Raw genomic sequence first — 13,660 nt, 5'->3', positions numbered from 1 at the left:
GCGGCGCGTTGGCATGCTCGCATTGACGCACGGCCGCGCGTCGGGGTCAGTCCCCGCTACGGGGGACGCCGAGAAGCGCTCAGTGCAGCGCGGTGGAGGCCGCGGCCTGAAAGCGCTCGGCGCTCCAGCGGCTCCAGCGGGCCAGGTACCACGTCAGCAGCTCGCGCTCGCTGCCGATGACCAAGCGCTGGTAGGCGCGCTTGCGATAGGTCTTGACGGTTTCCTCGCTCACGGTCAGGTCCAGTGCGATGCCCACCGAGGACAGGCCGTAAAGGATACGGGCGCACACCTCGGCCTCGCGCCGCGGCAGAGGGCTGGTCGCGACGATGCAGCTCTCGATCTCGGGCAGCGAGGTCAGGGCCTGCGCTACGTTCGGACGGCTCTGGCAGACGTTGGCGTGTTTGGCCAGCATGGCCACCAGCAGCTCGGCCGCCTGGCCCAGCTTTTCGATGGCTTCGTGGGCAAAGGGCGAATGCGAGTCGGCGCGCAGCACGCTCAGGCCGAAGGCGCCATTGGCGCCGCGGCCGCACAGCAGGATGCGGTCGCGCACGTGCGGGTACACGCGTGGGCGCAGGTCGTCGTAACCGTGGTCGCTGAAGTCGACGTGGATGATCGCGGCCGCAGCCCCCTCGACGCAGCGCTGCGCCTCTGTCATCGCCGGGTCGTGTTTCCACAGGCCCTGCTTGACGTAGCTCTCGACGCGGTCGCGTGCGGTGCGCTCCGGTTGCACGCAGCAGGCTGCCACTTCGCGCAGTTCGTCGTGCCCGAGGCGGAAGGCCGCGAAGTGGTCGGCACCGCACAGCCCGTGCAGGTAGCTGGCCAGCGCCGGACCGAAGCGGTCGTTGCCCAGGCCGTCGACCAGGCGGGCGAGGGCAATCTCCGGGCTGCGGCCGGCGTCAGGTTGGTCCTGAACCATCAACGTCATCATGGGGTGTCTCCTGGTGACTGGCATGCGCTGCTGCGCTGGGTGCCCGGATTTCTGCGTTCCATGGCAAGTTTCATAATACGTAATCAGATTACGCCTATCGAAATCTTGACTGTTCTAGTGGAAACCCTCGAATGGCGCCGTTCAGGCCCAGCCCATTCGGCGCGAAACCTCCTCCGCGCGCGCGGCCAGGGTGGTGGCGATGCGGCCATCCAGCCGAGTGTCGATCAGGCCCGCCGAACCCATCACGGTGATCACACCAACCACCGCGCCGGCGTGGTCGAAGAGCGGTGCGGAGACGCCATGCAGTCCCGGATTGACGTCACCCTCGACGCGCGCGAGCTTGTGACTGCGCACGGCCGCGAACAGCGCCTCGACGTCCGCCTTGTTCATCTTGCGGGCGACCTGAGTGGGGGTGGCACCGGGGTGCTGCGAGCCGGCCATTTCCCTTTGGATGAGAGGTGCGGTCTGCGACGCGGGCAGGTACGCGCCGAACACGCGCCCGGTAGATGAAGTGAGGATCGGCATGACCGAGCCGGGCCGGCCGCTGATGATCAGCGCGTCATTCGTTTCCTCGAAGCGCACAAAGGTCGGACCGGCCGCGCCCCAGACCGCCAGGCCGACGGTAAAGCCGAGTTCGTCGCGCAGTTCGCCCAGCGTGGGCGACGCCACCTGCACGACATTCAGCCGCCGCAGCGCCGCCAGCCCCAGGCGCACAGCCAGCGGACCCAGTCGGTAGCCGCCGCTCGCGGCGTCGCGCTCGGCCAGGCCGCCGCGGCAGAAGCTCACCAGGTAGCGGTAGGCCTTGGGCGGCTGCATCTCGGCACGCTCCGCCACGGTCTTCAGCATCAGCGGCGCGCCGGTGTCGATCAGCGCCGACAGCACGCGCACCGCGGTGTCGACCGCCTGCACGCCGCCGGCGTCCTCGTCGCTCGCAGCGCTGCCGTTGCCGGGCAGGTCTTCTTCGGTCGTTGGCGTGGACGGATTCATCCGCATCAGCCTAGCATGGGCTCCCATGCCGCCATGAGCTCAGGCGCGGGCCGCGGCCAGGATGGAAGCGAAACGCGAAATGCGCTGGCCCTGGAAGCGCGCGGCAGCCAACTTCTCCTCCGGCAACCCTTTGCCTCGGCCGTCGGTGAAGCTCACGCCGTACGGATTGCCGCCCGCCGCGTACAGCAGTTTGTCGGTGTAGCCCACGGGCACAATGATCGAACCCCAGTGGTAGAAGACGTTGTGCAACGCCAGCAGCGTGGCCTCCTGGCCGCCATGCACGTTGCCGGCGCCGGTGAAGGCGGCGGCGGCCTTGTCCTGCAGCTTGCCCTGCGCCCACAGCGGGCCAAGCGTGTCGATGAACTGCTTCAGCTGCGCCGCCGGAAGGCCGAAGCGCGTGGGCGTGCCGAAGACGAAGCCGTCAGCCCACTCCATGTCGTCCAGCGTGGCATCGGGCACGTCGCGCGTGACCTCCAGGTGTTCCTTCCACGCCGGCTTGGCGGCAATGGCCTCGACGTCGGCCAACTCGCGTACCTTGCGCAGCCGCGTCTCGGCGCCGGCGGCGCGCGCCCCTTCCTCGACGGCGCGGGCGATCTGCCAGGTATGGCCGGTGCTGCTGTAGTAGACGATGGTGACGTTGGCCATGGCTTCTTCTTTGTCTAGACGATGAGAACGATTTTTCCGAAGTGCTGATTGGCGCTCATGCGCTCCAGCGCGGCGCCGGCTTCGGCCAATGGGAAACGGCTGTCGATGGGCAGCGTGAGACGGCGCTCGCCGATGGCGCTGCCGAGGTCGGCCAGCATCTTCGCGTTGAGCGTGCGAACCTCGTCGATTGAGCGGGTGCGGAAGGTGACGCCGATGTAGCTGATGCGGCGCAGTGCGTGCAGCTGGAAGTCGAACTCGCCGCCGGCGCCGCCGAGGCGCCCGAGGTTGACGATGCGCCCGCCGACCGCGGCCGTCTGCATGGTCTGCGCGAACTGCTTGCCGGTGACCTGATCGACGACGACTTCCACGCCCTTGCCGCCGGTGGCCTCCAGGACGCGCTGGTGCCACTCGGGCTGGCCGGGGTCGAGCACCAGGTCGGCGCCGAACTCGGCCAGCCGCGCGCGGCGCGCCGCGTTGGTGGAAGTGCCGATCACCTTGCCGGCGCCGAGCAGCCGCGCGATCTGCAGCCCCATCAGGCCTACGCCGGAGGCGGCACCGTGGATCAGGATGTCCTGGCCGCGCTTCAGTTCCCCGTGGGTGACGATGGCATCGTGCATGGCCTGCAGCGCCAGGATGAGGATGCTGGCTTCCTCGTAGGGCAGGGTGCTGTCCGGAATTCTGCAGGCGCGGCCGCCGTCGGTGACGGCGTATTCGGCATAGGCGCCGGCGCCGGTGCACATCACGCGGTCGCCCGGCTTCCAGCCGCCGGACTGCGGCCCCGCCTCGACCACCTCGCCCGCCCACTCCATGCCGATCACCTTGCCGTCCTTGGCCGCGAGTCCGGCGAGATCGGCACGGTTCAGGCTGGCAGCTTTCACGCGGACGAGGATTTCGTTGGGCAGGGGTTGCGGTACCGGCACGTCGGCCAGCCGCGCGCCTTCAGCCGTGGAGACGATGGCTTTCATCCAGCCAGCATAGGCAGCGCCCGCGGCCCGGTATGCCCCCCTTCGACGGGACAGACAGCCGGCGCCGCGCAGCTAAGCTGAACGCCATGATCTACGAGCTGCGCCTCTATTCCGTCGCACCGGGCCGCATGGTCGACGTGCACGCCCGCTTCAACGAGCACTTTCCGGCGCTGTTCGCCAAGCATGGCGTCGATTGCGTCGCGCGCTGGAATGCGGTGGCGGGCCCCGACGCGCCGCGCTTCGTCTACCTGATGGCCTACCGCGACTACGCGCACCGCGAGGCGGTGTGGGCCAGCTTCTACGCGGACGCCGAATGGTGGCGCATCCGCGCAGAGACCAATGCCGGGCACGAGATGGTGGAGCGGCACGACCTGTTCTTTCTGAAGCCCAACGTGGCCTGGACCATGAATGCCGATTCGGCGACGACGGTGGGCGGCCTGCACGAGCTGGTGCAGCAGCAGATCGCGCCAGGGCAGAACGCCAATGCCAACGTGTTCCTGCAGGAAACCTGGCTGCCGCTGGTGCGCGAGGCGGGCGCTCGCGTGCTGGCCGTGTGGGACATGGCTGCTGGCGCCGGCATGCAGAAGATCGTGCTGTTGTACGCCTGGCCGGATGCTGCGAAGTGGCACGCGGGGCGCCAGACGCTGGACCGCAACGAGACGCTGCGCGCGGCCTTGGTCGAGCAGCGCAAGAAGCACGGAACGACATTTTTCCAGCGCGCCGAAGTCAACCTGCTCGACCCGGCACCGGGCATGACGATCCGCGCGGGGCTGGGGCGCAGCGCGGGTTGAGCGGCGCGATGAAGATCGCGCTGGTGGGCAGCACCGGGCGCATTGGCCGCCATGTAGCACGCGAAGCTCTCAACCGGGGCCATGCAGTGCACTGCCTGCTGCGGGCGCAGGTCGACCTGTTCGATCCCGATGTATTGGCCCAGGCGCTGCGGGGGCAGGACGTACTGATCAGCGCCTATGGAGCGCCGGCCGATGCGCCGCAGCTGCTGGCGACCGTCACGGCATCGCTGGTGCAGGCGACGCGTGAGGCGGGCGTAGGGCGGCTGATCACGGTGGGTGGTGCTGGTGGCCTGGCCGTGGCACCTGGCGCGCGTCTCGCGGACCAGCCCGGCTTCCCGGTGGCCTTGTTGCCGAAGGTGAAGGCGCACGAGGACGCGGTAGCGGTGCTGGCTGCATCCGATCTCGACTGGACCTGCGTCGCTCCGGCGGCGCAGATCGCGCAGGGAGAGCGGACCGGCCGCTACCGAATGGCGGTGGGCGCGCTGGTGTGCGATGCGCAGGGGCGCAGCACGATCTCGTATGCGGACTTTGCCTGCGCGCTGGTGGACGAACTGGAAGCGGCCCGCCACCTGGGCCGGCTCGTCGGCACCGGCTACTGAAGCGCGCCTGTCCCCCTGCAGTGGCATTGCTGACATTCCCTCGAGATCACGCTGGAGGAGTGGTGGCTGCCGCATGCAGCCGTTCCCGCAGGCTGAGGGCGAACACCGCGCCCAGCATGGCCAACGCGATCGCGCAGGCCATGAACACCGGGCGCGTGCCGACGCGGTCCACCACCGCCGAGGCCACGGCCACACCGGCGGCGATGCCAAGGAACATGGTGGAGGCGAACAGGCTGACTGCGGTGCCGCGCAGCGCGGGCACCATCTGGGTGGCATGTGTTTGCAGCGTGCCGTGCAGCATGTAAAAGCCGACGCCGGCCAGGAGGCAGGCCGGCAGCGACAGCGCCCATTGATGGCCCGCGGCCAGTGCAAGCCAGCCGATGCCCAGCGCGAGTCCGCCGACGAGCACCATGCCGCTTTCGCCCAGCACCGCCAGCAGTCGCCGGGCCGTGAAGGCGTAGAAGAAACCGCCGACGCCGTACAGCGCCACCACGGCCGCCGCCGCCGACAGGCCGAGCCCGAACTCGCGCACCAGGAAGGCCGGCAGGAACGCCAGGCCACAGAAGGCGAAGGCGCCTTCGACCATCACGATCAGCAACATCCAACGCGCCCACGGCACCGAAAGCACGTTGCGGATGTCGCGCAAGTGACCATCGGGGGAGGGCGGCCGCACAGGTTCCGCGCGGACGTCGCGATTGAAGCTGATCGCCAGCCCGCCTGCGCAGAACACCACGGCCAGCAGCGTGAACACTGCGCGCCAGCCAAGCCATTCGGTGAGGACGCCCGACACCCACTGGCCGGCGATCATCCCGCCCAGCGACAGCATCAGGAAGCGCGCCAGCACCGGCTGCCGGTCGGCATACGGCACGGTGTCGCCGACCCAGGCCAGGACCAGCGCGATGATGCCGGCGGCGGTGGCGCCGGCGAGGAAGCGCGCCACCACCAGCATTTCCAGGCTCACCGCAAACAAGGCCAGCACGTTGCCGACCACGCAGCCCAGCGCGGCGCAGCCGATCACGCGCCGCTTGCCGTAACGGTCGCCGAGCGGGCCGAACAGCAATTGCAGCAGGCCGTAGGCCACCGCATAGACCGAAACAGTCAGCGCGGCGCGGCCGGTAGTGACGCCGAAGGCCTGCGCCAACGCAGGCAGCATCGGGTCGCAGACGCGCATCATCGCGCTGCTGCAGAAGTGCACCGTGGCGAGCGCAGCCAGGCCGCTTCGCCGCACGCCGGTCATGCCTTTTCCGCGTCCTGCTTCTCGAAGCCGGGGCGCGGGATCAGCGACAGCCATGTGGTGCTGAGGCCGCCATCGACCAGCACGTCCTGGCCGTTCACGTAGCCGGACCGCGGGCTGGCGAGGAACGCCACCACGTCGGCGATGTCCTTCGGCCCGCTGATGCGCCCCGCCGGCACGATGGACTCGCGCTTCTTCAGCACGGATGGATCCTGGTAGATGCCTTCGGTCAGCGGCGTGCGCACCATTGCCGGGCTCACCACGTTGCTGCGGATCCGGTGTTCGCCCAGTTCCACGGCCAGCAGCTGCGACAGCATCTTCACGCCTGCCTTGCTGATGCTGTAAGGGCCGCTGTACGGCTGCGGCACGCGGCCCGAGATCGAGGCGACATGGACCATGCTGCCGCCGCCCGCGGCGATCATCTGGCGGCCGAAGGCCTGCGCGCAGAGCAGGAAGCCGTTGAGGTTGACGGCCATCAGTTGGTTCCAGCGCTCCAGCTCGATGTCCATCAGCGCCGCGGCGTAGATGGTGGCGGCGTTGTTTACCAGCACGTCGCAGTGGCCCAACTCGCGTTCCACGGTCGCGGCGGCGCGTTCCACGTCGGCCTTGTCGGTGATGTCGCAGGCGACTGCGATCGCGCGGGCTCCCGTCCTCGCGATGTCAGCCGCGGCTTTCGTCGCGCCCTGTTCGTCGCGATCCAGCAGGGCCACCCTGGCGCCGACCTCCGCGAGTTCGCGCGCGATGCCGATGCCGATGCCACCGGCCGCGCCGGTGACGACGCAGACCTTGCCTTCAAGTTGCAGCCAGGAATCAGCCATCGCATCAGACCTGCGGATTGGCGATGCGCACCACGATGCCTTCGGTGGCGGCGCTCATGACGATCTGGCAGGCCAAGCGGCTGTTCGCCTGGCGATCGGCCGCGGTGTAGTCCAGCATCTGGTCCTCGCTGGGTGCCATCGAGGACAGGCGATCCGTATAGCCGTCCTCGACAAACACGTGGCAGGTTGCGCAGCTGAGCGCGCCGCCGCAGTCCCCGATGATTTCATCGATGCCGTGGTCGCAGGCAGCGCGCATGAGGTTGGTGCCGATGGCGACGTCGACGTCGCGGTGCGCGCCGTCGGCGCAGATGAAGGTGGCCTTTGTCATGGCGTCACTGTCGGCGGTCCGCGATCGGATGTCAGTCCCCTCGGAGGGGACGGCGGAGCACGCCGCTTCGCCGCACACTCGTCGACATGCAAGCCATCGCCATCCACCGCAACGGCGGCCCCGAAGTGCTCGAGGCCGTGCCGCTCGAACTGCCGCCGCCGGGCCCACACCAGGTACGCGTGCGCCACACGGCCATCGGCCTCAACTTCTCCGACATCAACGTCCGCAACGGCGGCTTCTACCTCGGCAATGAGCCGCAGTTCCCGGTGATCCTGGGCAACGAGGCTGCGGGCGTGGTGGAAGACGTCGGTGACGAGGTCACGGGCTTGCGCACCGGCGACCGCGTCGCCTACGCCGGCACTGGCGGCCTTTTCTTCCAGGACACCGGTGCCTATGCGGAGCAGCGCAACCTGCCGGCGACATGCCTGGTGAAGCTGCCGGACGATATCAGCGACCAGCAGGCCGCGGCCATGCTGCTGAAGGGCCTGACCGCTTCCGTCGTCATCCACCGCTGCCACCGGCCGCAGCCCGGCGAGGCCATCCTGGTCCATGCCGCCTCCAGCGGCGTCGGCAGCCTGCTGGCGCAATGGAGCCACCACCTGGGCGCCACGGTGATCGGCACCGTCGGCTCGGAAGCAAAAGCCGAATTCGCGTGGACCCACGGCTGCGACCACACCATCCTGTACCGGGAGGAGGACTTCGTCGCCGCCGCCAACAAGCTAGCGCCGCAGGGCCTGGCCGCCGTGTTCGACGGCGTCGGCAAGGACACTTTCATCCCATCGTTCGACTGCATGCGGCCGTTCGGCGCGGTGGTGAACTACGGCAACGCCTCGGGCAACGTGCCACCCTTCAACCTGATGCTGCTGGCGCAGAAGGGCTGCCTCGTCCTGCACCGGCCGGGCTTCGGTTTCCATGCCGCCACGCCGGAAACTCGCGCTGAAGCCTGTGGCGAGCTGTTCCAGTTGGTGCGCAGCGGCGCGATCAAGGTCGAGGTCAGCCGCACCTATCCGCTCGCGCAGGTGGCACAGGCACACGCGGACGTCGAGCAGGGCCGCACGGTCGGCTCGGTCCTCCTGATCCCGTAGGCTGTACCGCCGCCGGGGGACTGTGGTGGCGCCGATGCCCACCTACAGTCGTGCAATGACCCAAGCCCTCGCCGTCCTGACCGAATGGGTGCACCTCCAGTACGAGGAGCGCGCCGCCTTCACCGAAACCTACGGCTTCGCCGGCAACCAGGGCGCGGTGAACCTCGAAGGCATCCGCTTTCGGCCCGCGGACAAGGCGTCGGACACGCTGATGGTCTTCATGCACCCGGCCTCCACCCTACAGCTGCTGCCGGTGCCCTGCGCGATGGCCGAGACCGGCGCGCACGTGCTCTGCGCGGGCAGCCGCTACCAGCGCAACGACACCGCGCTGATCATGGAAAAGGTGTTCCTCGACCTGGGCGCGTACATCCGCCACGCCAAGGAGGTTTGGGGCTACAAGCATGTGGTGCTGGTCGGCTGGTCCGGCGGCGGCGCGCTGGCGGTGAGCTACCAGGCCGAGGCCGAGAACCCCACCATCACGCACACGCCGGCCGGCGACCCGGTCAATGTGAAGGGAGCAGGGCTGATCCCGGCCGATGCCGTGGTTTACCAGGCAGCGCACCTTTCCCGTGCCCACTTGCTGGCCGAAGCCATCGACCCGTCGGTGAAGGACGAACTGGATCCCGATGAACGCGAGGTCGAACTCGACATCTACGATCCGCGCAACCCGAACCAGCCGCCGTACTCGCCCGAGTACATCCAGCGCTACCGCGCCGCTCAGCTGGCCCGCATGCGGCGCATCACGGCGTGGGTGAAGCAGACGCTGGCCGAGCTGAAGGCGCGCGACACCGGCGAGATGGAGCGCCCCTTCATCGTGCACCGCACACTGGCCGACCCGCGCTTTTTGGACCCGATGCTCGACCCCAACGACCGCAAGCCGCGCTGGTGCTACATGGGCAACCCGGAGACTGTGAACACCGGCCCGGTGGGGCTGGCCCGCTTCACCACGCTGCGCTCCTGGCTGTCGCAATGGTCGCTGGACGACTCGTGCGGCAATGGCCTGGAGGGCTCGAAGCGGATCAAGGCTCCGCTGCTTGTGATCGAGAACAGCGCCGACGACGCTGCGCCGCAGACGCACCCCAAGATGCTGTACGAAGCGGCCGCGTCGCCCGACAAGACCTTCCGCATCATCAAGGGCGCCACCCATTACTACGCGGGCCAGCCCGAGCTGCTGAAGGAGGCCACGGCGCTGATACGCGGCTGGCTGCAGCAACGCGGGCTGCTGGAGCCCTGATCCCTTGAACGCCAAGGCGGCCATGGGGCCGGCGCTGGTCGTCCTCGTCGTGACCCTTGCCACGGCGGTGCAGCCGCTCGGCACCGATCTCTACCTGGCAGCGTTGCCCGCGATCCGCAACGAGTACGCCGCGTCGGTGGGCGTGGTGCAGCTGACGCTGGCCGTGCTGGTGTTCAGCTTCGGTCTCAGCCAGTTGCTGTGGGGTCCCGCCGCCGACCGCTTCGGCCGCCGGCCGGTGCTGGTGGCCGGCTTCCTGCTGTACGCCTCTGGTGCGGGCCTGGGCGCACTCGCGCCGAGCATTGAGGTACTCATCGCCGCCCGCGCAATGCAAGGCCTGGGCATCGCCGCCACCATGGTCTGCGGCCGCGCCATGGTGCGCGACCTGTTCGAGCAACAGCGCGGCACCCATGTCATGACCGTTGCGATGTCCGTGCTGGCCTGCATGACCATGTTGATTCCGGTGACCGGTGCACTGCTGACGGAGGCGCTGGGCTGGCGCTCCACGCTGTGGTCCATGGCCGTGTGCAGCGTGGCCGGCGTGGCGCTGGTGCTGCTGCGCGTTCCGGAGACGGCGCGTGCGCTCAATCCCGACGCCTTGCAGCTCGGGCCGCTGTTCGCCGGCTATGTGCGCATCGCTCGTAACCCGGCCTTCCGGTCCTGGACTCTCCTCAACTCCTGCGGCTATGCGGCCAACTTCGGCTTCTTCTCCAGTTCCGCGTACCTCTTCATCGAGACCTTCGGCGTCTCGCGCGTGGCCTTCGGGCTGGTGATCGGAGGCGCGTCCGTCACTTACCTGATCGGTACCTTCCTCTGCCGGCGCTGGATCGCGGCGCATGGCATCGTGGTCGCCGTACGCCGCGCCGGCTTCTTGTCATTGGCAGCCGCCCTGCTCCTGATCGCGCCGCAACTCGCGAATGCGCACACACCTATCACGCTGGCCGCCGGCCTGTGGCTGATGCTGCTGGCCTACGGCATCCACCAGCCCTGCGGCCATGTCGGCATGGCCACGCCGTTCCCGTTGCAAGCCGGTGCAGCCTCGGCGCTCGGTGGCTTCATCTTCGCCGCCGCCGCGTTTCTGTGCGGCACCTGGATGGGGGTGATGTACAGCAGCGGCAGTGCCGCCGTGCTGTCGCTCACCACCGGCGTGCTGGTCGCATCCACCGGCCTGATTGCCCTGACGCTGGTGCAGCGCCATGGCCGCCCCGACGTCGCTCAACCCGTCGCTCCCTGAATCGTTCCACCCTTCATCCCACGAGGACCATCATGACCAACGCATACATCGCCGGCTGGGGCCACACGCCTTTCGGCAAGCTGGACAACGTCGAACTGGAGCAGCTCATCCGCGACGCCGTGCAACCGGCATTGGACAGCGCAGGCCTGGAGCCCAAGGACATCGACGGCATCTTCGTCGGCCACTTCAACGCCGGCTTCGTCGGCCAGGACTTCACCGCCTCGCTGCCGGCGGTGGCGATGCCCGAGTTCCGCCACACGCCGGCGGTGCGCACCGAGAACGCCTGTGCCACCGGCTCGGCGGCGATCTGGGCCGCGCTGGATGCGATGGCAGCCGGCCGTATGAAGCGCACGCTGGTGATCGGCATGGAGCGCATGAACGGGCTGCGCACGCCGGAGGTGGCGGCCACGCTGATCAAGTGCTCCTACGTCAAGGAAGAGGGCAGCGACCCGGCCGGCTTCGCAGGCATCTTCGGCGGCATCGCGACGAAGTACTTCGAGCGCTTCGGCGACCAGTCCGACGCACTCGCGGCCATCGCAGCCAAGAACCACGCCAACGGCATGCACAACCCGTACGCCCACATGCGGCGTGACTTCGGCTTCGACTTCTGCCGCACACCTTCGGACAAGAACCCCTATGTCTCTGGGCCGCTCAAGCGCTCCGACTGTTCGCTGGTGTCCGACGGCGCAGCCGCGCTGGTGCTGTCGACCGAGCCGCTGGCCGGTGCGAAGGTGTCGCCGGTGCGCTGGCGCTCCCGCACCCACGTCAACGACTTCCTGCCGATGTCCCGCCGTGATCCGACGAAGTTCCTGGGTGCGGCGATGGCCTGGCAGAAGGGATTGGCGGCAGCTGAAACGAAGCTGGGCGACCTGTCGTTCGTCGAGACACACGACTGTTTCACCATCGCCGAGTTGCTGGAGTACGAAGCCATGGGGCTGGCGCCGCATGGACAGGGCGCGCGCGTGATCCTCGACGGCGTGACGCGCAAGGACGGCAAGTTGCCCGTCAACCCGTCCGGCGGATTGAAGTCCAAGGGGCATCCGATCGGCGCCACCGGCGTGTCGCAGCACGTGATGGCGGCGATGCAGCTGTCGGGCACCGCCGGCGGCATGCAGGTGGGCGACGCCCGCGTCGGCGCCGTGTTCAACATGGGCGGCTCCGCAGTCGCCAGCTACCTGAGCATCCTGGAGAGCGCGTGATGAACGCAGCGCAGGTGATGAATCTGGGGCGGCTGCTGACGCACACGGCACGCCTCTTTCCGGACCGGCCGGCGCTGATCCACGAAGGAGGGCGGACCTGGACCTGGCGCGAGATGGAGCTGCGCGTCGCGGCGATGACGGCGGCGCTGCGCAAGCTTGGCCTGCGCAAGGGCGACCGCATCCTCGTGCAGTCGCGCAACAACGTACAGATGTTCGAAAGCTGCTGGGTCGCATTCCGGCTGGGCTGCGTCTGGGTGCCGACCAACTTCCGGTTGACGCCGTCGGAGGTTGCGTATCTGGGCGCCTCCAGCGGCGCCAGCACCATGATCGTGGAGGACGTTTTCGCGGGCCATGCCGACGCGGTTCGCGAAGCTTCGTCGGCGCTGAAGCACGTGATCGCGATTGGCACGCCGCGCGCGGGTGAGCATTCATACGAGGACCTGGTGCGCGATCACCGCGACCTGCCCGGCGAGCACGAGACGGTGGCGTGCGACGACCCCCTCTGGTTCTTCTACACCTCCGGCACCACGGGGCGCCCCAAAGCCGGCGTGCTGACGCACGGCCAGATGTCCTTTGTGGTCACCAACCACCTGGCTGACCTGATCCCCGGCACGACCGAGCGCGACTGCTCGATCGCGGTCGCGCCGCTGTCGCACGGCGCAGGCATCCATGCGCTGCTGAACGTGGCGCGCGGCGCGCCCACCGTGTTGCTGGCCAGCGAAAGGCTGGACGCGGAGGCTTTCTGGCAAGCGGTGGAAAAGCACCGCATCACCAATCTCTTCACCGTACCTACTATCGTCAAGATCCTGGTGGAGCACCCGGCGGTGGACCGCTACGACCACAGCTCGCTGCGCTACATGATCTACGCCGGCGCGCCCATGTACCGCGCTGACCAGAAGCTGGCGCTGCAGAAGCTGGGCAAGGTGCTGGTGCAGTACTTCGGCCTCGGCGAGGTGACCGGCAACATCACCGTGCTGCCGCCGGATATGCACTCGGCCGACGACGCAGACCCGAACGCCAATATCGGCTGCTGCGGCCGCCCGCGCACTGGCATGGAGGTGGCAATCCTCGACGCCGAACTGAAGCAGCTGCCCGCGGGCGAGGTCGGCGAGATCTGTTGCCGCGGCCCGGCGGTGTTCTCCGGCTACCACGCCAACCCGGAAGCGACCGAGAAGGCGTTGCGCGGCGGCTGGTTCCACACCGGCGACCTCGGCAGGATGGACGAGCGCGGCCTGGTCTTCATCACCGGCCGCGAATCGGACATGTACATCTCGGGCGGCTCCAATGTCTACCCGCGCGAAGTGGAAGAGGTGCTGCTGACGCATCCCGGCGTCGCCGAGGTGGCGGTGCTGGGGGTGCCAGACCGCAAGTGGGGCGAGGTCGGCGTGGCCGTGGTGGTCAAGCGCGAAGGCGCACGGGTCGATGGCGACGCGTTGATGGCACACCTGGAGGGCCGCTGCGCGCGCTACCGCTGGCCGCATCACGTCTTCTTCTGGGACACGCTGCCGAAGTCCGGCTACGGGAAGATCGTGAAGAAGGACATCCGGCAGCAGTTGTTCGAGCGCGGCGAGATAGAGATGGGACGCAAGTGCGCCGCGTCGGCCTGATCGGCCTGG

At 68.5% G+C, this 13,660-nt stretch carries 14 protein-coding genes; 7 read left to right on the top strand and 7 right to left on the bottom strand.

From position 1 onward, the window contains the following. Nucleotides 1-79: 79 nt before the first annotated feature. The 4 genes from ACSQ86_RS16275 to ACSQ86_RS16260 form a co-directional block, all read right to left on the bottom strand. Nucleotides 80-928: a LuxR C-terminal-related transcriptional regulator gene (locus tag ACSQ86_RS16275; protein ID WP_436309143.1), complete on the bottom strand. Its 849-nt coding sequence runs from the start codon at nucleotides 926-928 to the stop codon at nucleotides 80-82. A gap of 141 nt (nucleotides 929-1,069) precedes the next feature. Further along, the gene (locus tag ACSQ86_RS16270) at nucleotides 1,070-1,915 is read right to left on the bottom strand and encodes an IclR family transcriptional regulator (RefSeq protein ID WP_436309142.1); all 846 of its coding nucleotides are present in this window, start codon (nucleotides 1,913-1,915) and stop codon (nucleotides 1,070-1,072) included. Nucleotides 1,916-1,954: 39 nt separating this feature from the next. Next, the gene (gene wrbA / locus ACSQ86_RS16265) at nucleotides 1,955-2,560 is read right to left on the bottom strand and encodes an NAD(P)H:quinone oxidoreductase (protein ID WP_436309141.1); all 606 of its coding nucleotides are present in this window, start codon (nucleotides 2,558-2,560) and stop codon (nucleotides 1,955-1,957) included. A 14-nt stretch (nucleotides 2,561-2,574) separates the two neighbouring features. Continuing rightward, on the bottom strand, nucleotides 2,575-3,525 hold the full coding sequence (locus ACSQ86_RS16260; RefSeq protein ID WP_436309140.1) for a quinone oxidoreductase family protein: 951 nt from the start codon (nucleotides 3,523-3,525) through the stop codon (nucleotides 2,575-2,577). Between the two features lie 86 nt (nucleotides 3,526-3,611). Here ACSQ86_RS16260 and ACSQ86_RS16255 point away from each other — a divergent pair, with 86 nt between their 5' ends. Beyond that, nucleotides 3,612-4,316: an NIPSNAP family protein gene (locus ACSQ86_RS16255; RefSeq protein ID WP_436309139.1), complete on the top strand. Its 705-nt coding sequence runs from the start codon at nucleotides 3,612-3,614 to the stop codon at nucleotides 4,314-4,316. An 8-nt stretch (nucleotides 4,317-4,324) separates the two neighbouring features. Further along, complete coding sequence (locus ACSQ86_RS16250) at nucleotides 4,325-4,915, top strand: NAD(P)-dependent oxidoreductase (protein WP_436309138.1); 591 nt, start codon at nucleotides 4,325-4,327, stop codon at nucleotides 4,913-4,915. 46 nt (nucleotides 4,916-4,961) lie between these two features. Here ACSQ86_RS16250 and ACSQ86_RS16245 read toward each other — a convergent pair whose 3' ends face one another. Genes ACSQ86_RS16245 through ACSQ86_RS16235 form a run of 3 tightly spaced genes read right to left on the bottom strand, consistent with a single transcriptional unit; the run spans nucleotide 4,962 to nucleotide 7,295 of the window. After that, nucleotides 4,962-6,152 (bottom strand): MFS transporter, encoded by a 1,191-nt coding sequence (locus ACSQ86_RS16245; RefSeq protein WP_436309137.1) that lies wholly within the window; start codon nucleotides 6,150-6,152, stop codon nucleotides 4,962-4,964. Continuing rightward, on the bottom strand, nucleotides 6,149-6,967 hold the full coding sequence (locus tag ACSQ86_RS16240; RefSeq protein WP_436309136.1) for an SDR family NAD(P)-dependent oxidoreductase: 819 nt from the start codon (nucleotides 6,965-6,967) through the stop codon (nucleotides 6,149-6,151). The genes ACSQ86_RS16245 and ACSQ86_RS16240 overlap by 4 nt, the downstream gene beginning before the upstream one ends. A gap of 4 nt (nucleotides 6,968-6,971) precedes the next feature. Then, entirely contained in the window at nucleotides 6,972-7,295 is a 324-nt protein-coding gene (locus ACSQ86_RS16235) for a 2Fe-2S iron-sulfur cluster-binding protein (RefSeq protein WP_436309135.1), read from the bottom strand. Between the two features lie 86 nt (nucleotides 7,296-7,381). Here ACSQ86_RS16235 and ACSQ86_RS16230 point away from each other — a divergent pair, with 86 nt between their 5' ends. From ACSQ86_RS16230 to ACSQ86_RS16210, 5 genes are read left to right on the top strand one after another with little or no spacing between them, the layout of a single operon-like run. Beyond that, entirely contained in the window at nucleotides 7,382-8,380 is a 999-nt protein-coding gene (locus ACSQ86_RS16230) for a quinone oxidoreductase family protein (protein WP_436309134.1), read from the top strand. 55 nt (nucleotides 8,381-8,435) lie between these two features. Beyond that, nucleotides 8,436-9,614, top strand: a complete 1,179-nt coding sequence (locus ACSQ86_RS16225) for an alpha/beta hydrolase (RefSeq protein WP_436309133.1) — start codon at nucleotides 8,436-8,438, stop codon at nucleotides 9,612-9,614. 4 nt (nucleotides 9,615-9,618) lie between these two features. Further along, on the top strand, nucleotides 9,619-10,845 hold the full coding sequence (locus ACSQ86_RS16220) for an MFS transporter (RefSeq protein WP_436309132.1): 1,227 nt from the start codon (nucleotides 9,619-9,621) through the stop codon (nucleotides 10,843-10,845). A 32-nt stretch (nucleotides 10,846-10,877) separates the two neighbouring features. After that, a complete protein-coding gene (locus ACSQ86_RS16215; protein WP_436309131.1) occupies nucleotides 10,878-12,044 on the top strand; it encodes an acetyl-CoA acetyltransferase in 1,167 nt (388 codons plus the stop codon). Next, complete coding sequence (locus ACSQ86_RS16210) at nucleotides 12,044-13,651, top strand: acyl-CoA synthetase (RefSeq protein WP_436309130.1); 1,608 nt, start codon at nucleotides 12,044-12,046, stop codon at nucleotides 13,649-13,651. The genes ACSQ86_RS16215 and ACSQ86_RS16210 overlap by 1 nt, the downstream gene beginning before the upstream one ends. Nucleotides 13,652-13,660: the final 9 nt, after the last annotated feature.

The organism is Variovorax sp. LjRoot130, from assembly GCF_964253755.1.
Lineage (GTDB): Bacteria > Pseudomonadota > Gammaproteobacteria > Burkholderiales > Burkholderiaceae_C > Variovorax.
Note: the sequence above shows the minus strand (reverse complement) of the source record. Positions and strands in the feature narration are given on the sequence as shown.